The sequence below is a fragment of the Microbacterium lushaniae genome, from assembly GCF_008727775.1.
In the GTDB taxonomy this organism is placed as follows: domain Bacteria; phylum Actinomycetota; class Actinomycetes; order Actinomycetales; family Microbacteriaceae; genus Microbacterium; species Microbacterium lushaniae.
On record NZ_CP044232.1, the window covers coordinates 1,162,633 to 1,188,206 of the forward strand.

General features: G+C 71.4%; 23 protein-coding genes and 1 pseudogene. 21 read left to right on the plus strand and 3 right to left on the minus strand.

Annotation, left to right across the window (positions count from 1 at the left end):
* The 4 genes and pseudogenes from thrC to prfA all read left to right on the plus strand — a co-directional run bounded on the left by thrC (position 1) and on the right by prfA (position 5,457).
* Positions 1 to 1,082 (plus strand): annotated as a pseudogene (gene thrC / locus F6J85_RS05365) (threonine synthase).
* Entirely contained in the window at positions 1,079 to 2,008 is a 930-nt protein-coding gene (gene thrB, locus F6J85_RS05370; RefSeq protein ID WP_150924153.1) for a homoserine kinase, read from the plus strand. The pseudogene thrC and the gene thrB overlap by 4 nt, the downstream one beginning before the upstream one ends.
* A gap of 158 nt (positions 2,009 to 2,166) precedes the next feature.
* Positions 2,167 to 4,356, plus strand: a complete 2,190-nt coding sequence (rho, locus tag F6J85_RS05375; RefSeq protein ID WP_150924154.1) for a transcription termination factor Rho — start codon at positions 2,167 to 2,169, stop codon at positions 4,354 to 4,356.
* 21 nt (positions 4,357 to 4,377) lie between these two features.
* A complete protein-coding gene (gene prfA, locus F6J85_RS05380) occupies positions 4,378 to 5,457 on the plus strand; it encodes a peptide chain release factor 1 (protein ID WP_150927210.1) in 1,080 nt (359 codons plus the stop codon).
* An 8-nt stretch (positions 5,458 to 5,465) separates the two neighbouring features.
* On the opposite strand, the gene F6J85_RS05385 is transcribed toward prfA, so the two are convergent.
* From F6J85_RS05385 to cysK, 3 genes are all read right to left on the minus strand, one after another.
* On the minus strand, positions 5,466 to 6,863 hold the full coding sequence (locus F6J85_RS05385; protein ID WP_150924155.1) for an amidase: 1,398 nt from the start codon (positions 6,861 to 6,863) through the stop codon (positions 5,466 to 5,468).
* Between the two features lie 339 nt (positions 6,864 to 7,202).
* On the minus strand, positions 7,203 to 7,772 hold the full coding sequence (epsC, locus tag F6J85_RS05390; protein ID WP_150924156.1) for a serine O-acetyltransferase EpsC: 570 nt from the start codon (positions 7,770 to 7,772) through the stop codon (positions 7,203 to 7,205).
* On the minus strand, positions 7,773 to 8,711 hold the full coding sequence (gene cysK, locus F6J85_RS05395; protein WP_150924157.1) for a cysteine synthase A: 939 nt from the start codon (positions 8,709 to 8,711) through the stop codon (positions 7,773 to 7,775). It abuts the gene before it with no gap.
* Between the two features lie 108 nt (positions 8,712 to 8,819).
* On the opposite strand from cysK, the gene prmC reads away from it, so the two are divergent.
* The 17 genes from prmC to F6J85_RS05480 all read left to right on the plus strand — a co-directional run bounded on the left by prmC (position 8,820) and on the right by F6J85_RS05480 (position 25,559).
* Entirely contained in the window at positions 8,820 to 9,695 is an 876-nt protein-coding gene (gene prmC, locus F6J85_RS05400; RefSeq protein WP_150924158.1) for a peptide chain release factor N(5)-glutamine methyltransferase, read from the plus strand.
* A 55-nt stretch (positions 9,696 to 9,750) separates the two neighbouring features.
* On the plus strand, positions 9,751 to 10,443 hold the full coding sequence (locus F6J85_RS05405) for an L-threonylcarbamoyladenylate synthase (protein ID WP_150924159.1): 693 nt from the start codon (positions 9,751 to 9,753) through the stop codon (positions 10,441 to 10,443).
* Positions 10,440 to 11,594 (plus strand): MraY family glycosyltransferase, encoded by a 1,155-nt coding sequence (locus tag F6J85_RS05410; protein ID WP_150924160.1) that lies wholly within the window; start codon positions 10,440 to 10,442, stop codon positions 11,592 to 11,594. The genes F6J85_RS05405 and F6J85_RS05410 overlap by 4 nt, the downstream gene beginning before the upstream one ends.
* Complete coding sequence (locus F6J85_RS05415; protein ID WP_150924161.1) at positions 11,591 to 12,061, plus strand: Cg1360 family ATP-synthase-associated protein; 471 nt, start codon at positions 11,591 to 11,593, stop codon at positions 12,059 to 12,061. Before F6J85_RS05410 ends, F6J85_RS05415 begins: the two co-directional genes overlap by 4 nt.
* 69 nt (positions 12,062 to 12,130) lie before the next feature.
* Entirely contained in the window at positions 12,131 to 13,000 is an 870-nt protein-coding gene (gene atpB, locus F6J85_RS05420; protein WP_420846135.1) for a F0F1 ATP synthase subunit A, read from the plus strand.
* Between the two features lie 46 nt (positions 13,001 to 13,046).
* Positions 13,047 to 13,283 carry an ATP synthase F0 subunit C gene (atpE, locus tag F6J85_RS05425; protein ID WP_135064700.1) on the plus strand — a complete coding sequence of 79 codons (237 nt, stop codon included), beginning with the start codon at positions 13,047 to 13,049 and terminating at the stop codon, positions 13,281 to 13,283.
* A 28-nt stretch (positions 13,284 to 13,311) separates the two neighbouring features.
* Complete coding sequence (locus tag F6J85_RS05430) at positions 13,312 to 13,881, plus strand: F0F1 ATP synthase subunit B (protein WP_150921292.1); 570 nt, start codon at positions 13,312 to 13,314, stop codon at positions 13,879 to 13,881.
* The gene (locus F6J85_RS05435; RefSeq protein ID WP_150921291.1) at positions 13,881 to 14,672 is read left to right on the plus strand and encodes a F0F1 ATP synthase subunit delta; all 792 of its coding nucleotides are present in this window, start codon (positions 13,881 to 13,883) and stop codon (positions 14,670 to 14,672) included. Before F6J85_RS05430 ends, F6J85_RS05435 begins: the two co-directional genes overlap by 1 nt.
* 71 nt (positions 14,673 to 14,743) lie before the next feature.
* Positions 14,744 to 16,381 carry a F0F1 ATP synthase subunit alpha gene (gene atpA, locus F6J85_RS05440; RefSeq protein ID WP_150924162.1) on the plus strand — a complete coding sequence of 546 codons (1,638 nt, stop codon included), beginning with the start codon at positions 14,744 to 14,746 and terminating at the stop codon, positions 16,379 to 16,381.
* A gap of 21 nt (positions 16,382 to 16,402) precedes the next feature.
* The gene (locus F6J85_RS05445) at positions 16,403 to 17,299 is read left to right on the plus strand and encodes a F0F1 ATP synthase subunit gamma (RefSeq protein WP_150924163.1); all 897 of its coding nucleotides are present in this window, start codon (positions 16,403 to 16,405) and stop codon (positions 17,297 to 17,299) included.
* A 22-nt stretch (positions 17,300 to 17,321) separates the two neighbouring features.
* The gene (gene atpD, locus F6J85_RS05450) at positions 17,322 to 18,764 is read left to right on the plus strand and encodes a F0F1 ATP synthase subunit beta (RefSeq protein ID WP_150921288.1); all 1,443 of its coding nucleotides are present in this window, start codon (positions 17,322 to 17,324) and stop codon (positions 18,762 to 18,764) included.
* 1 nt (position 18,765) lies between these two features.
* The gene (locus tag F6J85_RS05455) at positions 18,766 to 19,026 is read left to right on the plus strand and encodes a F0F1 ATP synthase subunit epsilon (RefSeq protein WP_150921287.1); all 261 of its coding nucleotides are present in this window, start codon (positions 18,766 to 18,768) and stop codon (positions 19,024 to 19,026) included.
* 101 nt (positions 19,027 to 19,127) lie between these two features.
* Complete coding sequence (locus tag F6J85_RS05460) at positions 19,128 to 19,877, plus strand: YaaA family protein (RefSeq protein ID WP_150924164.1); 750 nt, start codon at positions 19,128 to 19,130, stop codon at positions 19,875 to 19,877.
* Positions 19,878 to 19,993: 116 nt separating this feature from the next.
* Entirely contained in the window at positions 19,994 to 20,767 is a 774-nt protein-coding gene (locus F6J85_RS05465) for a DUF5684 domain-containing protein (protein WP_150924165.1), read from the plus strand.
* Between the two features lie 68 nt (positions 20,768 to 20,835).
* On the plus strand, positions 20,836 to 21,813 hold the full coding sequence (locus tag F6J85_RS05470) for an aldo/keto reductase (RefSeq protein ID WP_150924166.1): 978 nt from the start codon (positions 20,836 to 20,838) through the stop codon (positions 21,811 to 21,813).
* A 94-nt stretch (positions 21,814 to 21,907) separates the two neighbouring features.
* The gene (locus F6J85_RS05475) at positions 21,908 to 22,681 is read left to right on the plus strand and encodes a PP2C family protein-serine/threonine phosphatase (protein WP_150924167.1); all 774 of its coding nucleotides are present in this window, start codon (positions 21,908 to 21,910) and stop codon (positions 22,679 to 22,681) included.
* 91 nt (positions 22,682 to 22,772) lie between these two features.
* A complete protein-coding gene (locus F6J85_RS05480; RefSeq protein WP_150924168.1) occupies positions 22,773 to 25,559 on the plus strand; it encodes an FtsK/SpoIIIE domain-containing protein in 2,787 nt (928 codons plus the stop codon).
* Positions 25,560 to 25,574 lie beyond the last annotated feature (15 nt).

Genomic DNA, 25,574 nt, shown 5'->3' on the forward strand with positions numbered 1-25,574 from the left:
ATGGCACACGTCTGGCGCGGAGTCCTCCGCGAATACGCCGATCGGCTGGGCGTCACCGACGCCTCGACGGTGGTCACCCTCGGCGAGGGGGCACGCCCCTGCTTCCCGCCCCCGCGCTCTCGCGCCGCACCGGCGCCGACGTGTGGGTGAAGTACGAGGGCATGAACCCCACCGGGTCGTTCAAGGACCGCGGCATGACCGTCGCGCTCTCCCGTGCGGTGGAGCACGGGGCCAAAGCCGTCATCTGCGCCTCCACGGGCAACACCTCCGCGTCCGCCGCCGCCTACGCCGCGCACGCCGGGATCACTGCGGCCGTGCTCGTGCCCGAGGGCAAGATCGCGATGGGCAAGCTGAGTCAGGCGGTGGCCCACAACGGCCGCCTCATCCAGGTGCGCGGCAACTTCGACGACTGCCTCGAGATCGCCCGGGAGCTCGCCGACCACTACCCCGTGCACCTGGTGAACTCCGTCAACCCCGACCGGATCGACGGACAGAAATCCGCCGCGTACGAGATCGTGGAGACTCTCGGGGATGCGCCCGATTTCCACTTCATCCCCGTCGGCAATGCCGGCAACTACACCGCGTACTCGCGCGGCTACCGCGAGGAGGCCGAGCGCGGTGTCGCCACGCGCGTGCCCCGCATGTTCGGCTTCCAGGCCGCCGGCAGCGCCCCGCTCGTGCGCGGCGAGATCGTCCGCGCGCCCGAGACCGTCGCCAGTGCCATCCGCATCGGCAACCCGGCGTCGTGGGAGCTGGCCCTGGAGGCCAGGGACGCGACCGACGGATACTTCGGCGCGATCGAGGACGACCGCATCCTCGCCGCCCAGAAGCTGCTCGCCGCCGAGGTGGGCATCTTCGTCGAGCCGGCCTCGGCCATCAGCGTCGCCGGGCTCCTCGACCGTGCGGCGGCCGGCATCGTGCCCCGCGGGGCGCGCGTCGTGCTGACCGTGACCGGCCACGGCCTGAAAGACCCGCAGTGGGCGCTGCGCAATGCCGACGGCAGCTCCGTCGAGCCCACCGTCGTCGACGCGGCCACCAGCGAGGTCGCCGCCGTCCTGGACCTCGTTCCGGCCTCGGCATGAGCGAAGGGCGTCGCGTGCTGGTGCGGGTGCCCGCCACCAGCGCCAACCTGGGCCCCGGGTTCGACACCCTCGGCCTCGCCCTGAGCGTCTACGACGAGCTGGTCGTCACCGAGCGGGGCGACGACCAGCTCGACATCGAGGTCACGGGGGAGGGCGCCGCCGACGTGCCGCGCGACGGCTCGAACCTCGTCGTGCGCGCGATGGCGCACGCCTACGCCTCGGTCGGACGCACGCTTCCCGGCGTGCGCCTGGAAGCGCGCAACGTCATCCCGCACGGGCGGGGCATGGGCTCCTCCGGGGCGGCCGTCGTCTCCGGACTCCTCGCGGCGAAGGGGCTGCTGGCCGGCGACGTCGAGTTCGGACCCGACACGCTGCTGCGCCTGGCCACCGAGATGGAGGGGCATCCCGACAACGTCGCGCCCGCGCTGTTCGGCGGCCTCACGATCGCGTGGATGGATGAGACCGGACCGCAGCACAAGCAGCTGATCGTCCATCGCGGCGTCGCACCGCTCGTGCTCGTGCCGGAGTTCACGATGTCGACCCAGGTCGCCCGGAGCCTCCAGCCGCTGCAGGTGCCGCGCGAGGACGCGGTGTTCAACGTGTCGCGCTCGGCGCTGCTGATCGCGGCCCTCACCCAGAGTCCCGAGCTGCTCATGGCCGCCACCGAGGACAAGCTGCACCAGAGCTATCGCGCGCAGGCGATGCCCGAGACCGACCGGCTCGTGCGCGCGCTGCGCGCCCAGGGTTTCGCGGCGGTCGTCTCCGGCGCCGGGCCCAGCGTGCTCGTGCTCGCCGACGGCCCCGGTCGCCGCCTCGAGGCGGCCGAGTTGGCGGCATCGCTGGTCGACACCCCGTGGGAGGCGCACATGCTCGCCGTCGACGTCAGGGGTGGTACAGTGAAGGAGTATTCGGAGGGTTCCACGTAACCACGTGACTCTGGCCTCCGGCGCAAATCTGCGAACCACCACCGCACGCACCCGCAACCCGAATCGGCCCTTCCGGCCAGCGAATCGCGCGGAGCATCGATGCCTGTCTCTTCCGGCGTCGGCTGCGGCTTGATCATCCGTTTCACAAGGGAGTACTCGTGGAGTCCATCTCCGAGATCCAGGGTGTCGACGCGTCTTCGGACGACGCGGCGAACACCGAAGACACCGTCTCTGCTGCGGCTGAGACCACCGACACCGCCGCGCAGTCCGCTGCCACCGGCCAGGCCGCGCCGGCCGAGGAGGTCGCCGCCGACGCGGTCGATGCGACCCCGGTCGACGAGGCGCCTGCCGCCGAGGTCGCCCCGTCCGAGGCTGCCCCGTCCGAGGCTGCGCCTGCCGCCGAGGCGCCCGCCGCCGAAGACGCGCCGCCCGCCGCCGCTGAGAAGCCCGCGAAGGCCCCGCGCAAGCGCGCGCCGCGCCGCGCCAAGAGCACCGACATCCCCGCCGACGCACCGGCCGACGAGGCGCCCGCCGTGGCAGCCGACGCTGCCACCGCCGACGCCCCTGCCGCTGAGGCGCCCACCGCTGAGGCGCCCACCGCTGAGGCGCCTGCCGCTGAAGCACCTGCTGCTGAGGCGCCCACCGCCGACGCGCCTGCCGCCACTGAGGTGCCCGCCGCCGCTGAGGCGCCTGCCGCCGCTGAGGCGCCTGCCGCCGCTGAGGCGCCGGCCGCCGAAGGCGCACGCGCCAGGGGTGGACGCCGTCGCGCGTCTTCCGAGAGCGCTGCCCAGACCCCGGAGCCCGCAGCCGAGGCCCAGGCCGACGCGCCGCAGGCCGAGTCCGGGTCGAACGACGAGTCCGGCGAGGAGGGCGCGTCCTCCGGTCGCAACCGCAACCGCAACCGGAACCGCAACCGCAACCGCGGCGGCAACGGCGAGGGCGACAAGCAGCCCGAGAAGCAGCAGAACGAGCGTCAGCAGAACGAGCGTCAGCAGAACGAGCGTCAGCAGAGCGAGCGTCAGCAGCCCGAGCGCCAGCAGCCCGAGAAGCAGCAGCCCGCGGCGGAGGCCGATGGAGAGCAGCAGGGCGGCGGCCGCAACCGTCAGCGCAACAAGCGCCGCGGCGGTCAGACCCCCACTGACGAGTTCGACACCGAGATCACCGAGGACGACGTCCTCATCCCGATCGCCGGCATCCTGGACGTGCTCGACAACTACGCGTTCGTGCGCACCACCGGCTACCTGCCCGGACCGAGCGACGTCTACGTCTCCCTCGGCCAGGTGAAGAAGTACAACCTGCGCAAGGGCGACGCCGTCGTCGGCGCCATCAAGCAGCCTCGCGAGGGCGAGCAGTCGGGCCGGCAGAAGTACAACGCGCTGGTCAAGGTCGACGCGATCAACGGCCTGTCGATCGAGGATGCCGCCACGCGCGTGGAGTTCGGCAACCTCACGCCGCTGTACCCGCAGGACCGCCTCCGCCTGGAGACGGCCCCGGAGAAGCTGACGCAGCGCATCATCGACCTCGTCGCTCCCATCGGCAAGGGTCAGCGCGGCCTCATCGTCGCCCCGCCCAAGGCCGGCAAGACGATCGTGCTGCAGCAGATCGCCAACGCCATCGCGCAGAACAACCCCGAGGTCCACCTCATGGTCGTGCTCGTCGACGAGCGGCCGGAAGAAGTCACCGACATGCAGCGCACCGTGCGCGGCGAGGTCGTGGCATCCACCTTCGACCGTCCCGCCGAAGACCACACCACCGTCGCCGAACTCGCGATCGAGCGCGCCAAGCGCCTCGTCGAGCTCGGCCGCGACGTGGTCGTGCTGCTGGATTCGATCACGCGCCTGGGCCGTGCCTACAACATCTCGGCCCCGACGTCGGGTCGTGTGCTCACCGGCGGCGTCGACGCATCTGCGCTGTATCCGCCCAAGCGCTTCTTCGGCGCCGCGCGCAACATCGAGAACGGCGGATCGCTCACGATCCTCGCGACCGCGCTCGTGGAGACCGGGTCGAAGATGGACGACGTCATCTTCGAGGAGTTCAAGGGCACCGGCAACAGCGAACTGCGCCTGAGCCGCCAGCTGGCCGACAAGCGCATCTTCCCCGCGGTGGATGTCAACGCCTCCAGCACGCGGCGCGAGGAGATGCTCCTCTCGCCCGACGAGGTCAAGATCACGTGGAAGCTGCGCCGCGCCCTCGCGGGCCTGGACACCCAGCAGGCACTGGAGGTCGTCCTCGGCAAGCTGAAGGAGACGCAGTCCAACGTCGAGTTCCTCGTGCAGATGCAGAAGTCGATCCCCGCTCCCGCGCACGGCGCGGGCGGCGCACACGGGCACGACAACAGCATCCGCTGACCGGACGTGTCCGAGACCGGCATGTTCGCCTCGGTCGAGGCGCTCATCGACGAGCACCGCGCGGTGCAGGAGGAGCTCTCCGACCCCGCGGTGCACGCCGATGCCGCCCGCGCCAAGCGCGTGAACCGGCGGTACGCGGAGCTCTCGCGCATCGTGAAGGCGCACGAGGACTGGCTCGCCGCATCCGAGGATCTGACGGCGGCGCGCGAGCTCGCCCGTGAGGACGCCGCGTTCGCCGAGGAGGTGCCCGGGCTGGAGGCACGGGCGGCGGAGACGCACGAGCGGCTGCGCCGTCTGCTCATCCCGCGCGACCCCGACGACGCCCGCGACGTGATCATGGAGATCAAGGCGGGGGAGGGCGGCGCCGAGTCGGCGCTGTTCGCCGCCGACCTGCTGCGCATGTACCTGCAGTACGCCGCGTCGAAAGGCTGGAAGACCGAGCTGCTCGAGCGCAACGAATCCGACCTGGGCGGCTACAAGGACGTGCAGGTCGCGATCAAGGGATCCTCGACCGATCCCGCGCAGGGCGTGTGGGCGCACCTGAAGTACGAGGGCGGCGTTCATCGCGTGCAGCGCGTGCCGGCGACGGAGTCGCAGGGGCGCATCCACACCTCCACGACGGGTGTCCTGGTCTTCCCCGAGGTCGACGAGCCCGAAGAGATCCAGATCGACCCGAACGACCTGAAGATCGACGTCTTCCGCTCGTCCGGACCGGGCGGGCAGTCGGTCAACACGACGGACTCCGCCGTGCGGATCACGCACGTCCCCACCGGCATCGTCGTGTCGATGCAGAACGAGAAGTCGCAACTGCAGAACCGCGAAGCCGGCATGCGCGTGCTGCGCGCCCGGCTGCTCGCGAAGCAGCAGGAGGAGCAGGATGCGGCAGCATCCGACGCCCGCAGGTCGCAGATCCGCGGCATGGACCGCTCCGAGCGCATCCGCACCTACAACTTCCCGGAGAACCGCATCGCCGACCACCGCACCGGGTACAAGGCCTACAACCTCGACCAGGTCATGGACGGCGCCCTGGAGCCGGTGATCGCCTCGCTCATCGCGACGGACGAGGAAGAGCGCCTCGCCGCACTCGCCGGCGACGCCTGACCCGGCCGTCAGCCGGTCGGCGGATGCGGCAGCGGCCCGCGGTGCCGCTCCAGCTGCGCCGCGAGAGAAAGCAGCCCAGCCTCGCCGCCGGGGCGCCCCACCAGCTGCACCGAGACGGGGTGCCCGGACGCGTCGGAGGCCACCGGCACGGTGAGGGCCGGCAGCCCCGCGACGTTGACGAAGCTCGAGTAGGGCGCGTACTCCACCTGCAGCGCGAACGTGCGCTCGGGGTCGTGCCCGTCGTACCAGCCCACCGGACGCGGCGACTGCGCCAGCGCCGGCATGAGCACCGCGTCGAACGGCGCGAACGCTTCGATCGTCTCGCGTTCGAAGACGCGGGCGGCGGTGAGCCCGCCGAGCAGGTCGGTTGCGCTGAGCCCGCGCCCTTCGCGCACGAGCCACGCCGTGAGCGGCTCGACGACGGCGAGGTCGGTCTCCGAAAGCGGAATGCGCGCGGCACTCGCGCGCCAGAGGATGCGGAACAGTGAGGCGTAGCCGTGCGGGCGCCAGACCGCGTCCTCGACGCTGTGCCCGTCGCCGGTGAGCCACTCCGCGGCGGTCTCCACCGCCGTGCGGGTGTCCTCGTCGAGCACGATGCGCTCATCCCCGTCCCACGGCGATACCGTCGTCACGCCGATGCGGGCGAGGCCCCGTTCGCGCCGGGCCGCGTCCAGGAACGGACCGGACCCGGGTGCGGCGGTGGCGTAGCGGAAGGACGCGAGCCCGACCAGGGCGTCCAGGAGGAACGCGGCATCCTCGGCGCTGCGGGCCACCGGGCCGGTGACGGCGAGCCCGTCGGGCGCGTCGAACCCCGATCCGATCGGCAGCCGCCCCCGCGAGGGCTTGAGTCCGACGACGCCCACGGTGGCCGCCGGGATGCGGATCGACCCGCCCCCGTCGGAGGCGACGGCAAGGGGCAGCATCCGTGCCGCCACCGCCACGGCGGCTCCGCCGCTGGACCCGCCCGCGCCGTGCGCGGGGTTCCAGGGGTCGCGTGCGGGGGGAGCGGTGCGCGGCTCGGTGTAGCCGGTGAGTCCGAACTCGCTTGTGGCCGTCTTGCCGACATTCACCACGCCGGCGGTGTCGAGGGCCGCGGCGAGGGGGTCGGATGCGGCGGGGACGAGGCCGGCGCGCGAGAGCGAGCCGTACCGCGTGGGGACCCCCGCGCGGGCGACGAGGTCCTTGTCGGCGTGCGGCAGCCCCCACAGCGGCCCGGCCGGCGGCCCGGCGTCGAGCGCGCGGGCGCGCTGCAGCGCGGCATCCGCGGTGACCTCGGCGAACGCGCCCAGACCGGCGTGCGCGGCGATCCGCGCCAGGTAGTGCGCGGTGACCTCCGCGGCGGAGACCTCGCGGCGCCGCAGCAGTCCGGCCAGTTCGACCGCCGACAGCTCGTGCAACGCGCTCATCCTCCCGAGCGTAGCCACCTCGCCCACCCCGCCGCCCGTCCCGCCGTCCCGTCGTCGCGCCGTCGCTCCGTCACGCACAACGGCGGGGATCGCGGGCGACGCGCGGGGGCGGTGGTGCGGGCGCGGCGTGTCGCGCAGGATCCCCGCCGTTGTGCGCGAGGTCGAGGACGGGCCGTGGCGGATGCTGCGGCGCGGGGTGTCGCGAATGCTCCGTGCGCCGTCCCGCACAACGGCGGGGATCGCGGGCGACGCGCCGGGGCGGATGGTGTGGGCGCGGCGTGTCGCGGGGAATCCCCGCCGTTGTGCGCGAGGTGGAGACCGAGTCGCCCGGGAGGGGGTCTAGATCGAGTACTCGGGGGCGGTGAGCACGGCCCGGGTGTCCTCGCCCACGCGGCGCGCCCGCGGCGTGGCCGGGACGCCCACGAGCACGGAGTCCGCCGGCGCATCCTTGGTCACGACCGCGTTGGCGCCCACCACGGTGCGATCGCCGATCGTGATGGGGCCGAGGATCTTCGCACCGGCGCCGACGGCCACGCCGTCACCGAGCGTGGGATGGCGCTTGCCGCCCTCACGCTGACGACCCCCGAGGGTCACGCCGTGGTAGATCAGCACGTCATCGCCCACCTCGGCCGTCTCGCCGATCACCACGCCCATCCCGTGATCGATGAACAGGCGCCGCCCGATGACGGCGCCGGGGTGGATCTCCACGCCGGTGAGCCATCGCGTCAGCTGCGACAGCAGCCGCGCGGGGAAGCGGAAGCCCCGTCGCCACAGCCGGTGGCTCACGCGGTGGGCCCACACGGCGTGCAGCCCCGAGTACAGCAGGACCAGTTCGAGGGTGCCGCGGGCGGCGGGGTCGCGGAGCTTGGCAGCGGCGATGTCTTCGCGCAGGCGCGGGAGGGGGCCCACTCAGTCCTCGCGCAGGTGCTCGTACAGAGCGGTGGAGAGGTACCGCTCGCCGAAGGAGGGGATGATCACGACGATGTTCTTCCCCGCCGCCTCCGGGCGCTTGGCGATCTCCAGCGCCGCCCAGATGGCCGCGCCGCTGGACATCCCCACGAGGATGCCGTCCTTGGTGGCCGTGTCACGGGCGAGACGGATCGCGTCGTCGAACTCGACGTCGATGACCTCGTCGATCACGGCGCGGTCGAGGATGGCGGGGACGAAGTTCGGCCCGATGCCCTGGATCTTGTGCGGGCCGGGGTGCCCCTTGCTGAGCACGGGGGAGTCCGACGGCTCGACGGCGACGACCTGCACGCCCGGCACGCGTTCCTTGAGCACCTGGCCGACGCCCGTGATGGTCCCGCCGGTGCCGATGCCGGCGACGAAGTAGTCGACCTTGCCGTCGGTGTCGCGGAGGATCTCCTCGGCCGTGGTCCTGCGGTGGACCTCGGGGTTCGCCTCGTTCTCGAACTGACGCGCCCACACCGCCCCCGGCGTCTCCGACACGATGCGCTTGGCCTCGTCCACCGCGTACGACATGCCCTTGGTCGGGTCGGTCAGCACGACCTCGGCGCCGAACGCCTTGAGCAGCGCGCGCCGCTCCTTGGACATGGATGCGGGCATCGTGAGGATGACGCGGTAGCCGCGCGCCGCGCCCACCATCGCCAGGGCGATGCCGGTGTTGCCGCTCGTGGACTCCACGATCGTGCCGCCGGGCTTCAGCTCGCCGGAGGCCTCCGCGGCATCCACGATCGCGATCCCCAGGCGGTCCTTGACGCTGCCGGCGGGGTTGTAGAACTCGAGCTTCGCGAGGATGTTGGCGTCCACCCCCTCGGCGACGCGGTTCAGGCGCACGAGCGGAGTGTCGCCGAACGCGGACGTGATGTCGGGGTGGATGCCGGGCATGGCGGGCCTTTCGCCGTCGGACGGTGGGTTCCCAGCCTACCGAGGGCCGCCTGGGCCCCGCCCGAGTGTGACGCGTGCGGTTGGGCGGGTCGTAGGCTGGTCGCACCCATGCCCGCACCCGCCGCCGCGTCCGTCGCCGCCCTCGTCCGCGACGCCACCGCACGCCTCGCCGCCGCCGGCGTTCCCGACCCCGACGTCGACGCCGAACTGCTCGCCGCGCACGTGCTGGGCGCCGGTCGCGGCGCGGTGCAGGCCGCCGCCATCCGCGGAGACGGCATGGATGCGGAGTCCGCGGCCGCGCTGGAGGATCTCGTGCAGCGCCGGTGCGCGCGTGTGCCGCTGCAGCACCTGACCGGGCGCGCGCCGTTCCGTCACCTCGAGCTGGCCGTGGGGCCGGGGGTGTTCGTGCCGCGGCCGGAGACGGAGATGGTCGCCCAGCTGGCCATCGACGCCCTGGCCGCCGCCGCAGGGGCGGAGCCGGTCGCGGTGGACCTCGGCACCGGCAGCGGGGCGATCGCCCTGGCGATGGCCACCGAGGTGCCGCACGCGCGCGTGTACGCGGCGGAGAAGTCCGCCGACGCGTTCGTGTGGGCGACGGAGAACGCCCGGCGCGTGGGGGCTGCGAACCTCACGGTGGTGCGGGCAGACCTGGCCGACGCCTTCGGTGACCTCGACGGCACCGTGTCGGTCGTGGCGTCCAACCCGCCGTACGTGCCCGACGGGGCGATCCCGCGTGATCCCGAGGTGCGACTCTTCGACCCGCCCGCAGCGCTGTACGGCGGCCCCGACGGGCTGGACGTCGTGCGCGTGCTCAGCCGCGTGGGGCTGCGGCTGGCGCATCCGGGCGGTGTCATCGTGATCGAGCACGGCGAATGGCAGGGCGCGGCGATCCGCGAGCTGCTGACGGCCGACGGATGGCGCGCGGCTGCGACGCACCCCGACTTGACGATGCGCGACCGGGCCACCACGGCGCTGCGCCCGTGAGCCCGGCGGCGGCTCTCGCGGGAGTCGCAGGCGCCGCACGTAGACTGGGCGGGACATGTCACCCGTTTACGACTGCCGTGACGAGGCCCAGCTGCTCTCCGGCATGCGTCACGCACGCCAGACGCTGAGCCGCGGCGAACTGGTCGTGCTGCCCACCGACACGGTGTACGGCATCGCCGCCGACGCCTTCAACGCCCGCGCGGTCGCGGGCCTGCTGGCTGCGAAAGGCCGTGGGCGACAGCAGCCGCCGCCGGTGCTGGTGGCCGGGGTGAGCACGCTCCGCGCGCTCGTGGCCGACGTCCCCGAACCGGTCGAGCGCCTCGTGGAGGCATTCTGGCCCGGCGGGCTCACGATCGTCCTGCCCTCGCAGCCGTCGCTGTCGTGGGATCTGGGGGAGACCCGGGGCACGGTCGCGGTGCGCATGCCCGCGCACCGGATCGCCCTGGAGCTGCTGGAGGAGACCGGGCCGCTGGCGGTCTCCAGCGCCAACCGCACCGGAGCGCCGGCGGCGGTCACGATCGACGAGGCGCGCGACATGCTGGGAGAGTCGGTCGGGGTGTACCTGGACGACGGGCCGAGCCACACCGGCATCGCGTCGACGATCGTGGATGCCACGCGCCTGGTGGGTGGCGACGAGCCGCTCGTGCGCGTGCTGCGCGAGGGTGCCGTGCCACGGGAGCGGCTGCGCGACGTGCTCGGCGATCTGCTGGAGCCGGACGTCGAGGACGAATCCGGCGGTGCCGCGTGAAGCAGTACCTCCTGCTGGTGCTGTTCACCGCGGTGGTCACGTTCGTCCTGACGTGGGCGGTGTGGCGCCTGAGCCTGCGCTTCAAGCTGTATCCCGGCATCCGCGAACGCGACGTCCACAAGACGCCCACCCCGCGTCTGGGCGGTGTGGCGATGTTCCTGGCGGTGGCTGCCGCATTCCTCTTCTCCAGCCAGCAGCCCTTCTTCTCCGTCATCTGGGCCAATCCCGGCCCGGTCCTCGCGGTGCTCGGGGCGACCCTCGTGATCGTGCTGGTGGGCGTGGCCGATGACCTGTGGGACCTGGACTGGATGATCAAGCTCGGCGCGCAGTTCGTCGCCGCCGGCATCATCACGCTGCTGGGCGGACTGCAGATCCTCTCGCTGCCGATCGGCGGCCTGACCGTGGGGTCGGGCTGGATGAGCTTCACCCTCACGGTCTTCGCGATCGTGATCGTGATGAACGCGGTGAACTTCATCGACGGGCTCGACGGCCTGGTGGCCGGGGTGTGCCTGATCGCCAACGGCGTGTTCTTCGCCTACTCCTACCTGCTCGTGCGCGACACCGGCGCCAGCACGTACTTCAACCTCGCCTCCTTCCTCGCCGCGGTGCTCATCGGGGCGTGCATCGGCTTCCTCCCGTTCAACTGGAACCCGGCCAAGATCTTCATGGGCGACGCCGGCGCGCTCATGCTGGGCCTGCTGATGGCCTCGTCGGCGGTGGCGATCACCGGCCAGATCGACCCGGCCGTCCTCGACCCCGAGCAGCTCGGCCGCTCGCAGCTGCTGGGCGCGTTCATCCCGATCCTGCTGCCGGTGGTCGTGGTGCTCCTGCCGCTGCTGGATTTCGGTCTCGCGATCATCCGGCGCATGCGGGCGGGGAAATCCCCGTTCTCACCCGACCGCAAGCACCTGCACCACCGCATGCTCGACATGGGCCACTCCGACCGCGACGCCGTGCTGATCTTCTACGCGTGGACGGCGGTGGTGGGGTTCTCATTCCTGCTGATGTACATCGGCACCGGCCAGAGCTGGCCGGGTGACTACGCCCTGGGCGTCGTGTTCGGCGTCGTGGGCGTCGCCGCGTGCCTCGTCCTGACCTTCCTCCCCTCCCGGCGCCAGGCGCGTCCCGCCCCCCTCAAGGAGCCCGCATGACCTCCAGTCCCGTCTCCAGCACGCCGGTGCTGCGCACCGCCCTGACCTGGGGAGGCATCGTCGCGGGGGTCCTGGCCGTCGTGGGCGCCCTCATCGGCTACGCCGTGAGCGGGGGAGACGGGGTGGCCAGCGCGCTGGTGGGCGTGCTGGTGGGCGGGTTCTTCTCCGCGGTGACGGCCGCGAGCATCCTCATCGCCAACCGGTGGTTCGGTGACGACCTGTACGTGCCGATCTTCTTCGGCGTGGTCCTGGGCGGGTGGATCCTCAAGCTCGTCCTCTTCATCGTCGCGCTCGTGCTCCTGCGGGATCAACCGTGGATCGACACCACCGTGTTCTTCCTCGCCCTGGTGGCCAGTGTCCTCGGTTCGCTCGTGGTCGACATGGTCGTCATGATGCGGATGCGGATCCCCCACGCGAGCGACGTCTCGCTGCCCACCGACCCCGAGGCGGGAGACCGCACCGACTGAGCGGCATCGGCCGGTCCCGTCATTTGATAGGGTTGACCTGCGCCCGCACGCTCTCAGAGCGCCCTCGGGGTGCTCTCACCGACCATCGTCGCAACGGTACTCGCCGATGCCCCGAAGCTGGAGCCACCGCTGTTCACTCAAGCTGCGACCCTGATCGCGAATGCCGCGACGTACGGGAACGAGTTCCACCCGCCGTCGATCGCCGACTTCTTCCCGCCGGTGTTCTTCGAGGGGACCCCGTTCGCCTTCACCCGCATCAACCTCGTCCAGATCCTGGCGACGGTGGTGCTCATCACGATCTTCCTCATCGGCACGCGCCGCATGAAGCTCGTCCCCGGGCGCTTCCAGTCCATCGTCGAGATGGGGCTCGACTTCGTCCGGGTCAACATCGCGCACGACCTGCTCGGCCGTAAGGACGGCGACCGGTTCCTGCCGATCCTCACCACGATCTTCTTCATGGTGCTGTTCATGAACATCACCGGCGTGATCCCGGGCATCAACATCGCCGGAACGAGCGTCATCGCCGTGCCGCTGCTGCTCGCGCTGGTCTCGTACGTGACGTTCATCTACGCGGGTCTGAAGAAGGGCCCGAAGAACTTCTTCAAGAACTCGCTGTTCCCCACGGGTGTGCCGCCGTTCCTCTACATCATCGTCACGCCGCTCGAGCTGCTGTCGACCTTCATCATCCGCCCCGTCACCCTGACGCTGCGACTGCTGATGAACATGATCGTCGGCCACCTCATGCTCGTGCTGTTCTTCTCGGCCACGCAGTTCTTCATCTTCAGCCTCGGCGGGTGGTGGTCGGCTCTCGGAGCCGGCACGCTCGCGTTCGGCTTCGCCTTCACCCTGTTCGAACTCCTGGTGGCCTTCCTCCAGGCGTACGTCTTCACGATCCTCACCGCGGTCTACATCCAGCTCGCGGTCGCGGAAGAGCACTGAGCGGTTCGGCGCACGCCGGACCACCCAACCCCGAAAGGAAATACCCGTGGACGCAACTACGGTTCTCGCCCAGGTCTCCGGATCCATCGCGACCGTCGGCTACGGCCTCGCCGCCATCGGCCCGGCCATCGGCGTCGGCATCGTCGTCGGAAAGACGATCGAGGGTGTCGCCCGCCAGCCCGAGCTCGCCGGCCGCCTGCAGGTCCTGATGTGGATCGGTATCGCCTTCACCGAGGCGCTCGCCTTCATCGGCATCGCCACCGGCTTCATCTTCGGCTTCTGATCGCGCCCCCTCGAGGTAAGGAGACAGGATGCTGAACGCTCTTGTCGCATTCGCCGCGGAGCCCGCGGGGGAAGAGGCGGCACACAACCCGCTGCTTCCGGCCTACTACGACATCATCTGGTCGGCGGTCTGCTTCGTCGTCATCCTCTTCGTCTTCTGGCGCGTCGTGCTGCCTCGGATGCAGAAGCTGCTCGACGAGCGCGGAGCCGCGATCGAAGGAAACATCGCCAAGGCCGACGAGGCGCAGCGGCAGGCCGAGCTCGCGCTGGAGCAGTACACCGCCCAGCTCGCCGAGGCCCGCAAGGAAGCCGGCGAGATCCGGGAGGCTGCCCGCGAGGACGGCAAGAAGATCGTCGCCGAAGCTCGCGACGCGGCATCCGCCGAGGCCGCGCGCATCACCGCGACCGCGCACACGCAGATCGAGGCCGAGCGCCAGGCGGCGCTCGTGTCGCTGCGCTCCGAGGTCGGTTCGCTCGCGCTCGACCTCGCCGGCAACGTCATCGGTGAGACCCTCTCCGACGACCAGAAGGCGCAGGCGGTCGTGGACCGCTTCCTCGCCGACCTGGAAGCCTCTGAGAACGCCAAGGCGGCCCAGTAATGGGAAGCGCGACCACTCAGGCCCTCGAGGTCACGACCGCGGCGCTCGGCGCCGCACAGGGCGTGGACCTCGAGGTCGCCGGCGAGCTGTTCGCTGCGGCCCGCGCCATCGGCGGTTCGCTGCAGCTGGGCGGCGCGCTGGCCGACTCGTCGGCTTCGCCGGAGTCCCGCGCGAAGGTGATCGCCGACGTGTTCGGTGCGTCCTTCCGGCCCGTCACGGTGTCGCTGCTGAGCTCGCTGGTCGACCAGCGCTGGTCGCGCGCATCCGACCTCGTGGACGGGATCGAGGAGCTCGCCATCCGTGCGGCGGCGATCGGTGCGACCGGTTCCGACGTCGAGGCGGAGCTGTTCTCCTTCTCGCGCACCGTGGCACAGAACCCTGAGCTGGAACTCGCCCTCGGCAGTCGCCTGGGCGACTCCTCGGCCAAGGGCGCGCTCATCACCGACCTGCTGGGGGAGCGCGCCAGCGCAGCCACGACGCTCATCGTCTCCTCGCTCGTCCGGCATTCGCGTGACCGTCGCGTTCGCAGTCTCCTGAACCGTGCAATGTCACTCGTCGGCGACCAGCGCGGACGCACGGTGGCGACGGTCGTGTCGGCCGCGCCGCTGAGCGACGTGCAGCGGACCCGCCTGACCTCTGCGCTCTCGGCGCGGTACGGCGGCGACGTCTCACTCAACGTCGTGATCGACCCGTCGGTGGTGGGCGGGCTGCGCGTGCAGATCGCCGACGACGTCATCGACGCGAGCATCTCCACCCGCCTGGCCGGCCTGCGCCAGCGCCTGGCGGGTTAAACTACAAGGCTTTGCCGTCCGCGAGGACCGCACATCTCGGGGCGTATCGCCCCACAACATGAAGGAAGACAATGGCAGATATCACGATCAGCCCCGACGTCATCCGTGACGCGCTGAAGGACTTCGTCGCCGCCTACGAGCCCACCGGCGCCGCCGCGACCGAGGTGGGCACCGTGGTCGACGCCGGAGACGGCATCGCGCACGTCGAGGGACTGCCGGGCGTCATGGCCAACGAGCTGGTCCGCTTCGCGGACGGCACGCAGGGTCTCGCGCTGAACCTCGACGAGCACCAGATCGGTGTCGTCGTGCTCGGCGAGTTCTCCGGCATCGAGGCCGGTCAGGAAGTCACCCGCACGGGCGAGGTCCTCTCCGCCCCCGTCGGCGACGGCTTCCTCGGTCGCGTCGTCGACCCGCTCGGCAACCCCATCGACGGTCTCGGCGAGGTCGCCAGCGAGGGGCGCCGTGCTCTCGAGCTGCAGGCCCCCGGCGTCATGGCGCGCAAGAGCGTGCACGAGCCGATGCAGACCGGCATAAAGGCGATCGACGCGATGATCCCCGTCGGCCGCGGTCAGCGCCAGCTGATCATCGGCGACCGCCAGACCGGTAAGACGGCCATCGCGATCGACACGATCATCAACCAGAAGGACAACTGGGCGTCGGGCGACGTCAGCAAGCAGGTGCGCTGCATCTACGTCGCGATCGGCCAGAAGGGTTCCACGATCGCCGCCGTCAAGGGCGCCCTCGAGGACGCCGGCGCGATGGAGTACACCACCATCGTCGCCGCCCCCGCGTCCGACCCGGCAGGCTTCAAGTACCTCGCCCCCTACACCGGCTCGGCCATCGGCCAGCACTGGATGTACGGCGGCAAGCACGTCCTGATCATCTTCGACGACCTGTCCAAGCAGGCCGAGGCCTACCGCGCCGTGTCGCTGCTGCTGCGCCGCCCGCCGGGCCGCGAGGCATACCCCGGTGACGTGTTCTACCTGCACTCCCGTCTGCTGGAGCGTTGCGCGAAGCTGTCCGACGAGCTCGGTGCGGGCTCGATGACGGGTCTGCCGATCATCGAGACCAAGGCCAACGACGTGTCGGCCTACATCCCGACCAACGTCATCTCGATCACCGACGGCCAGATCTTCCTGCAGTCCGACCTGTTCAACGCGAACCAGCGTCCGGCCGTGGACGTGGGCATCTCGGTGTCGCGCGTGGGCGGTGACGCCCAGGTCAAGTCGATCAAGAAGGTCTCCGGCACGCTCAAGCTCGAGCTCGCCCAGTACCGCTCGCTTCAGGCCTTCGCGATGTTCGCGAGCGACCTGGATGCCGCTTCCCGCCGCCAGCTGTCGCGCGGTGCTCGCCTGACCGAGCTGCTCAAGCAGCCGCAGTACTCGCCGTACCCGGTGGAGGAGCAGGTCGTGTCGATCTGGGCCGGCACCAACGGCAAGCTCGACTCGATCGAGGTCTCCGACGTGCTGCGTTTCGAGCGCGAACTGCTGGACTACCTGCGCCGCAACTCCACGATCCTCGACACCCTGCGCGAGACCAACGTCCTCGACGACGACACCGCCGCCGAGCTGGAGCAGAAGGTGGACGCGTTCCTCCTGGAGTTCCAGGCCGGCGATGGACAGGGCATCGGCGCTCCCGGCAACGAGACGGTCGAGGCCGCTGCGCTCGGGGACGTCAACCAGGAGAAGATCGTCAAGGGCCGCCGCTAACAGCGGCGCGAGGACACAACCATGGGCGCACAACTGCGGGTCTACAAGCAGAAGATCAACTCTGCTCAGACCACCAAGAAGATCACGAAGGCGATGGAGCTCATCGCGGCTTCGCGCATCCAGAAGGCGATGGCGCGGGTGCGCGCGTCGTCGCCGTTCGCGAATGCCGTGACGCGCGCCGTCTCGGCCGTCGCCACGCACTCCGACGTCGATCACCCCCTCACGGCCGAGCGCGTCGACATCCGGCGTTCCGCCGTGGTGATCTTCGCCTCCGACCGGGGCCTGGCCGGTGCGTTCAACTCGCAGATCCTCCGTGAGGGTCTGGAGCTGGCGGCCCTCCTGCGCTCCCAGGGGAAAGAGGTGGCCTTCTACCTCGTCGGCCGCAAGGCGGTGGGCTACTTCCAGTTCCGTCGCCTCGCCACCGAGGCGGAGTGGACCGGTGACACCGACACGCCGCAGTTCCGCACCGCGGAGGAGATCGCCGCCACCCTCATCGACGCCTACAACCGCGGCGGCGGCGAGGGCGGCGTGGACGAGATCCACCTCGTGTACAACCGCTTCGTCAGCATGATGACCCAGAGCCCGGAGTCGGTGCGCCTGCTCCCGCTGGAGGTCGTCGAGGCCGAGGAGGGTCCGGGCGGGCAGGTGTACCCGCTGTACGAGTTCGAGCCCGAGGCCGAGACCGTGCTGGACGCGCTCCTGCCGGTGTACATCCAGAGCCGTGTCTTCAACGCCCTCCTGCAGTCCTCGGCCGCCAAGCACGCCGCGACGCAGAAGGCGATGAAGTCCGCCAGCGACAACGCCGACAAGCTCATCACCGACTACACGCGCCTGCGCAACAACGCACGCCAGGCCGAGATCACGCAGCAGATCGCCGAGATCGTCGGCGGCGCCGACGCCCTGGCGTCGGGCAAGTAGACCCAGAGAAAGAGAAGAAGCCATGAGCCTCACCGCCGAGAAGACCGCGGTCGTCGGGCGCGTCGCGCGCGTCACCGGCCCGGTCGTCGACATCGAGTTCCCGCACGACAGCATCCCCGACATCTACAACGCGCTGAAGACGACGATCACGATCGGTGACGAGTCGACCGAGATCACGCTCGAGGTCGCGCAGCACCTCGGGGACGACCTCGTCCGCGCGATCGCGCTCAAGCCCACCGACGGCATCGTCCGCGGCCAGGAAGTGCGCGACACCGGCGACCAGATCACCGTCCCGGTGGGCGATGTCACCAAGGGCCGCGTGTTCAACGTGACCGGCGAGATCCTCAACGCCGAGCCCGGCGAGAAGATCGAGATCACCGAGCGCTGGCCCATCCACCGCAAGGCCCCCAACTTCGACCAGCTCGAGTCGAAGACGCAGATGTTCGAGACCGGCATCAAGGTCATCGACCTCCTGACCCCGTACGTGCTGGGCGGGAAGATCGGCCTGTTCGGCGGCGCGGGCGTGGGAAAGACCGTCCTCATCCAGGAGATGATCCAGCGCGTCGCGCAGGACCACGGTGGTGTGTCGGTGTTCGCCGGCGTGGGCGAGCGGACCCGTGAGGGCAACGACCTCATCGCCGAGATGGAGGAGGCGGGCGTCTTCGACAAGACCGCCCTCGTCTTCGGCCAGATGGACGAGCCGCCGGGGACGCGTCTGCGCGTGGCCCTGTCCGCTCTGACGATGGCGGAGTACTTCCGCGACGTGCAGAAGCAGGACGTGCTGCTGTTCATCGACAACATCTTCCGCTTCACGCAGGCCGGCTCCGAGGTCTCCACGCTTCTGGGCCGCATGCCCTCCGCGGTGGGCTACCAGCCGAACCTCGCCGACGAGATGGGTGTGCTCCAGGAGCGCATCACCTCCACGCGCGGCCACTCGATCACCTCCCTGCAGGCGATCTACGTGCCCGCCGACGACTACACCGACCCGGCCCCGGCGACCACGTTCGCCCACCTGGACGCCACCACGGAGCTCTCGCGTGAGATCGCGTCGAAGGGCCTGTACCCCGCGGTGGACCCGCTCAGCTCCACCAGCCGCATCCTGGACCCGCGCTACATCGGTGAGGACCACTACCGCGTGGCCACCTCGGTGAAGCAGATCCTGCAGAAGAACAAGGAGCTGCAGGAGATCATCGCGATCCTCGGTGTCGACGAGCTCAGCGAAGAGGACAAGATCGTCGTGTCGCGTGCACGCCGCATCCAGCAGTTCCTCTCCCAGAACACGTACATGGCGAAGAAGTTCACCGGTGTCGAGGGCTCCACGGTTCCCATCAAGGAGACCATCGAGTCCTTCGACGCGATCGTGAAGGGCGACTTCGACCACGTGGCCGAGCAGGCCTTCTTCAACGTCGGCGGCATCGCCGACGTCGAGGCCAAGTGGGCTCAGATCCAGAAGGAGAACGGCTGACATGCCGCTCCAGGTGCACCTCGTCTCGGCTGATGCCGAGGTGTGGACCGGTGAGGCCTCCCTCGTGGTCGCCAAGACGGTCGAGGGCGAGATCGGCTTCATGGCAGGTCACGAGCCGGTGCTCGCGATCCTCGCCGAGGGGCAGGTGCGCATCACGCGCGCCGACGGCTCGAAGGTCATCGTCAACGCGCAGGACGGGTTCCTGTCGATGGAGGGTGACACCGTGACGATCGTCGCCGGCAACGCCGTCCTCGTCTCCTAGGTCGCACACACCCCGAAACACCACATTCCGTCCCAGACGCCCCGCATCGCGCGGTGTCTCGGACGGGATGTGGTGTTTCGCATGAAGGAGGAGATCGGCGGATGCTGATCCTGCTGCCGCCGTCCGAGACGAAGCGTCCCGGCGGCGACGGGCCGCCGCTGCGCCTCGACACGCTGGCCCTGCCCACGCTGGGTGCGCAGCGCGCCGACGTCGTCGCGGCCCTGGTGGAGCTGTCCTCGGACGAGGATGCGGCCGCACGCGTGCTGCGCCTGAGCGCGCGCCAGCGCGGCGAGGTCGCCGTCAACGCCGCGTTGCGGGAGGCGCCCACGATGCCCGCGGTCGACCGCTACACCGGCGTGCTCTACGACGCCCTGGACGCGCAGACCCTGGATGGCGAATCCCGCCGGTGGCTGGGCGCGCACGTGCTCATCCACTCCGCCCCGTTCGGCCCCGTGGCCGCCGCCGACCCCATCCCCGCCTACCGGCTGGCCGCCGGCACCGCGCTCCCCGGCGTCCCTCCGCTTCGCCAGCTGTGGGCGGGACCGGTGACTGCGGCGCTGGCGGCGGCGTCGCCCCGGTTCGTCCTCGACCTGCGTTCGGAGGCGTATGCCGCTCTGGGACCCGTCCCCGCCGGGGTGGATGCGGCGTACGTGCGCGTCGTGACCGAGACGGCCGGGGGAGCGGCACGCGCCCTCAATCACTTCAACAAACACGCCAAGGGCGCGCTCGTGCGGGCGCTGGCCGCCGAGCGGCCGCGCCTGGCCTCGACGGACGGATTCCTCCGCTGGGCCGAGCGTTCGGGCCGGATCGCGCGGCGCGGGCGACCCGGCGAGATCGAACTCGTGGTGTGACGTGCTCGGCGGCGCCCGCGCGGCGTCTGCCAGGAAACACACAGCTTCGCTAGCATGACGACGCGGGGTGTTCCCCGCGGTGCGCGGGCACGACAACCCGTTCGGAAGGACTATTCGTGTATAACTACGACAATTCGGGCGCGGTGATCGGCCTGATCGTCGCCGGGCTCTTCATCTGGCTGATCGTCGCGGCAGCGGCGTATGTCGTGTCGTCCATCTTCTACGCCAAGCTCTTCGCCAAGGCGGGGGTCGAGGGCGCATGGCGCGGATGGGTTCCCTTCTACCGGGAGCTGATCTTCGTCAAGCTGGGTGACCTGAACCCCTGGTGGCTGCTCGTGCTCATCGGCGCCGCATTCGTGCTGAACCTCGTTCCGTACGTGGGCGTCCTGATCGGCTGGATCCCCAGCGTCGCGGCCTACGTGTACGTCATCCTCGCCGCGTACCGCATCCAGACGAAGCTCGGCAAGGATGCTCCGTGGGTCATCCTCGCGATCTTCCTGTGGATCGTGTGGCTGGGCATCATGGCGTTCGACCGGTCGCGCTGGACCACGGCCGTCGCTCCTGCGCCGTGGGCGCGCAACTTCCTCGCCGACAACACGGTGTGGCCCGGCATCCCCGCCCAGGGTGCAGTCGGATACGCGCCCCCCGCAGCCCCCGGCTACCCGGCCCCCGGCGCCTACCCGCCGCCGGCTGGCTACGGCCAGCCGCCCGCAGGCTACCCGGCGCCCTCGGCACCCGGCGGCTACCCGGCCCCTGGAGCGCCCACGCCCCCGCCCGCCGCGCCGCCGACCACGCCGCCGCCCGCGGCGCCCCCGGCAGCGACCCCGCCGCCCGCGCAGGAGCCGCCGGCGACGCCTCCCGCCCCGCCGGCCGAGCCGCCGCGCGGCTGACCCCGCCCGCATCCGATGAGCCCCCGCCCCCGGCGGGGGCTCATCGCATTCGGGGATAGCGTGGAGGCATGACCCACTCGGTTCCTCTCCGTCAGGTCGGCGCATCCGGCCTTCTCGTATCTGCCGTCGGCCTGGGCTGCAACAACTTCGGCCGCTCGGGAACGCGCACGGAGACACTCGAGGGGACGCGCGCGGTGCTGGATGCCGCGATCGACTCGGGTGTGACCTTCCTCGACACCGCCGACGTCTACGGCAAGGAGTTCGGGCTCTCCGAGACCCTCATGGGTGAGGCGCTCCGGGGGCGCCGCGACGAGGTCGTGCTGGCCACGAAGTTCGGTCACGCCCAGCTGGCGCCGGCGGTCGTGGGTGGCGCGAAGGGATCGCGCACGACGATCCGCCGTTCGGTGGAGGCATCGCTGCGGCGCCTGCAGACGGACTGGATCGACCTGTACCAGCTGCACACGCCCGACCCGCACACCCCGATCGAGGAGACGCTGGACGCCCTCGGCGACCTCGTGCGTGCAGGCCTGGTCCGCTACGTCGGACACTCCAACCTGGCCGGGTGGCAGATCGCCGAGGCCGACGCCGCCGCCGGCCGCGGCATCCGGTTCGTCTCCGCGCAGAACCAGTACAGCCTGCTGGCGCGCGCGGCCGAGCGCGAGGTGCTCCCGGCCGCGCGGCACTTCGGCCTCGGATTCTTCCCGTTCTTCCCGCTGCACAACGGACTGCTCACGGGCAAGTTCACGCGGGAGGGCGGCCCGCAGGACAGCCGCATCCTGCGCCAGCGTCCGCACGTGTGGTCGGATGCGCCGTGGGACCGGCTGGAGGCGTATCGCGACTTCGCCGACGCGCGAGGCATCACGATGCTGCAGGCGACCTTCGGGTGGCTCCTGGCCCAGCAGCCGGTCTCCAGCGTCATCGCGGGGGCCACGACCCCCGAGCAGGTGCGCTCCAACGCCGAGGCGGCGACGGCATGGGTCCCCAGCGCCGAGGACCTCGCCGCCATCGATGAGATCCTGCCGCTGCCGGAGGATCCCGCCGCGTGAGTGCTCCGCAGCGCGGGCGATGCATTCCACTAAGATGTGAGGACGTCGCGGGGCTCCCTCGCGATGACCGCTCTCGGCAACCGGAGGACGTGGCGTGCCACAGGTGACCACCAGCACCCGCTCCGTCCGCGTGCAGGACGCGACCATCGAGCTGTCGTGGGCGGGGGTCACCGACACCGGGCGCCGCCGCGAGGTGAACCAGGATGCGGTGCTCACGAGCTTCCCGCTGTTCGTCGTCGCCGACGGCATGGGCGGGCACATCGGCGGCGAGATCGCCAGCGCCAGCACCGTCGAGCGCCTGCGCGCGATGGTCGACGACGGCACTGTGACGCCCAAGGCGATCGAGAAAGCGCTCGTGCGGGCGGTGAAGGACATCCTCTCCCACCCCGAGGCGACCGACGAGGGAACGGGCACCACGCTCACGGGGCTGTTCCTGGACACGTCGCAGAATCCGCCCCACTGGGTGACGCTGAACATCGGCGACTCCCGCGTCTATCTGCTACGCGACGGCGACCTCGTGCAGATCACCACCGACCACTCCGTCGTGCAAGAGCTGGTGGCAGCCGGCCGGCTGAGCCCCGAAGAGGCCGAGAGCCACCCCTACGGGAACGTCATCACGCGCGCAGTGGGTCCGACCGAGAGCGTCAAGCCCGACTACGTGCGCCTGGACGTCGTCAGCGGCGACCGCTTCGTGATCTGCTCCGACGGCTTGACCAAGGAGCTCACGGACTACGGCATCCGGCATTTCCTGGATGAGAACCCCGACCCCGCCCACGCCGTCGAGGCCATGCTCGATGCCGCGCTGGAGAACGGCGGGCGCGACAACGTCACGATCGTCGTGCTCGACGTCCGCCGCGTCGCCGACTGAGTCCTCCTCCCCAACCGGGGAGCCGGCCCGGTCATCCCCAGCCGCGTCGCCCGCGCGCTCGGGGCTCCGTCGCGCGCGATGAACTGGTGCGATGAGCGCCGCTTCCCCGCCACCCCTGCCGCACACGGCGGATGCGACGCCGCTGTCGCTTCCGCCGCGACCCGGCGCCCCTGCGCGCCCGCCCGTGCCGTGGCTGGCATCGGCGGTGCCGGTCGTGGGGGCGCTGGGGTTCTGGGCGCTCACCGGATCGGTCTTCGCGCTGTGGTTCGCCCTCCTCGGGCCCCTCATCGCCGTCGCCGGGATCGCGGACGGTGCGCGCGCCACGCGGCGCGCGCGGCGTTCCGCCGACCGCGAGGCGGCCGAGGCGCTCGCCCGGGTCCGGGCTGACGTCGACCAGCGGCACGACGCGGAACGGGAGGCGCTGCGCACGCGGCATCCCGACGTCGCCGGACACCTCGCCCGGCCCGACCGGATCTGGCGGAGCGGAAGCGCCGGGGAGGGGCGCGTCGTGGTCGGCACAGGAGAGGTCGCCAGCGCCACGCGGGTGTCGGCGAGCGGGTCGCATCCCGACGACCGCCGCCTCGCGCACGCCGCCCGCACGCTCAGCGATGCGCCGGTGGCCGTGGCGCTGGCGGCGGGATGCGTCGTGGTGGGCCCTGAGGTGACGGCCAGAGCGGTGCTGCGTGCACTGCTGCTGCAGGTCGCTCTGGCACAGCCTCCGGGCGATGTGGAGATCGCCGCCATCGATCCCGGCGAGGCGGCGTGGATCCACGCCCTGCCGCACGCTGCCCGCTCGGGTTCCCGGCGGATCGTGTGGGCTCGCGCAGGCATGCCGCCGCCTGACGCCGATGTCGTCGTGCTGTGCGCGCGCCCCGGTGACCCGCTGCCGCCGGGCCGCGCTGTGGTGATCACGCTGACCGGTCCGGGGAGTGCGCGCGTGGAAGCGGGGGCGGACGTGCACGAGGTGGAGGTCGAGGCCTTGGGGCAGGCGCAGGCTGCCGTGATCGCCGCGGAGCTGACGGCACGGTACGCGGCAGCGGGGGTGGCGGCGGTGGACGAGGACCGCATCGTGCCGCTCTCGGCGCTGCGCGCGCCGGAACGCGAGCCCTCGCGCACCGCTCTGGCGGTGGCCGTGGGCGTCGCGGGGGGAGCGCCGTACGACGTGGACCTCGTGCGCGACGGGCCGCACGCGGTCGTGGTGGGGATGACCGGGGCGGGCAAGAGCGAACTGCTCGTCACGTGGGTCACTGCGCTGTGCGCGCGCTATCGCACCAGCGACGTGTCGTTCCTGCTGGCCGACTTCAAGGGCGGGACCGCGTTCGAACCGCTCGCGGCACTCCCGCACGTGACGGGCGTGATCACCGACCTCGATACCGGCAGCGCGGGGCGCGCCATCGACAGCCTCCGCGCCGAGGTCCGCCATCGTGAGGGGGTCCTCGCGCGCGCCGGCGAACGCGACATCGCCGGGGTCGACCTGCCCCGCCTCGTGGTCGTCGTCGACGAGTTCGCAGCATTGCGGGATGCGCACCCAGACCTCGAACCGCTCTTCGCCGACCTCGCCGCGCGCGGCCGGGCTCTCGGCATCCACCTCGTGCTCGGTACGCAGCGCGCCGGCGGCGTCATCCGCGACGGGCTGATGGCCAACTGCGCGCTGCGCATCAGTCTGCGGGTGGCCGACGCGTACGACAGCACGGCCGTCGTGGGCACCCCGGATGCGGCGGCGCTGCCGGGCGATCCCGCCGCGCGCGGGCTCGCCCTCGTGCGGCGCGGTGCCGACACGCGTGCCACGCGGGTGCGCGTGGCACTGTGCGGACCGGAGGACATCGCCGCCGCCGCACGTGGGGCGGGGCCCGCGCCGAGGGCGACGTGGCTGCCCGAGCTGCCGCCGCGCGTGGCCGTAGACGACCTGCGCACGATCGTTCCCGGCATCGTGCTGGGACTCGGCGACCAACCCGACCGGCAGCGCCAGGATCCCGTGCTCCTCCCGCCCGACGGCCGGGGTCTGCTGGTCGTCGGCGGTCCCGGGTCGGGCAAGACCACGGCGCTGCACACGATCGCCGCGCAGATTCCCGCGCGCGTATGGGTGGGGACAGACCCCGAACACGCGTGGGACGTCCTCTCGGCGCTCGCACTGGAACCGCCGCCTCCCGGCACCGCGGTCTTCCTCGACGATGTCGACGCGGTGGGCGGGCGGCTCCCGGACGAGTACGGGCGTGCCGCCGCCGACGCGATCGAGCGGCTCGTCCGTGATGCCGGGGCACTCGGCATCCGCGTCTTCGCGACCGCGCAGCGCCTGACCGGCATCGCCGGGCGCATCGCCGAACTGTTCCCGCGCAGGCTCGTGCTGCCCACCCCCAGCCGCGCCGAACACGTCGCGGCGGGCGGCCAGGCCGCGGGCTTCGCGCCATCCGCACCGCCCGGGCGGGGCGTGCTGGACGGGCTCGTCCTGCAGGTCGCCGTGGCTCCCGCGATCGCGGCCTCGGCCCCGGTGCCGGTGGTCCCGCTGTGGCAGCCTCCGGAGGGGGTATCCGGCTTCGTCACCCGCCGCGGCGTCACCGAGCCGCTGGAGAGGTGGGAGCGCACGGGGGTGCGGGTGCGCTCCGTGGACGCCGCCGACGATCCGACGGCAGCCGAGCCCGGCGGCCGAGTCGTCCTGGTCGGCGACCCGGACCAGTGGATGACGCGACCGCGCCTGCTCGAACGCATGCGATCGGGCTCGACGCTCGTCGTGGATGCGGCGTGCGGTCGTGATCTGCGCCTTCTCACGGGCGAGCGCGACCTCCCGCCCTATGCCAGACCGCAGCGGGGCCGTGCGTGGGAGTTCGTCGGCGGACGGCCGCCCCGGCGGGTGGCTGTGACGCCCTCCGCCGACACTTGACCCTCCCCGCCGTCG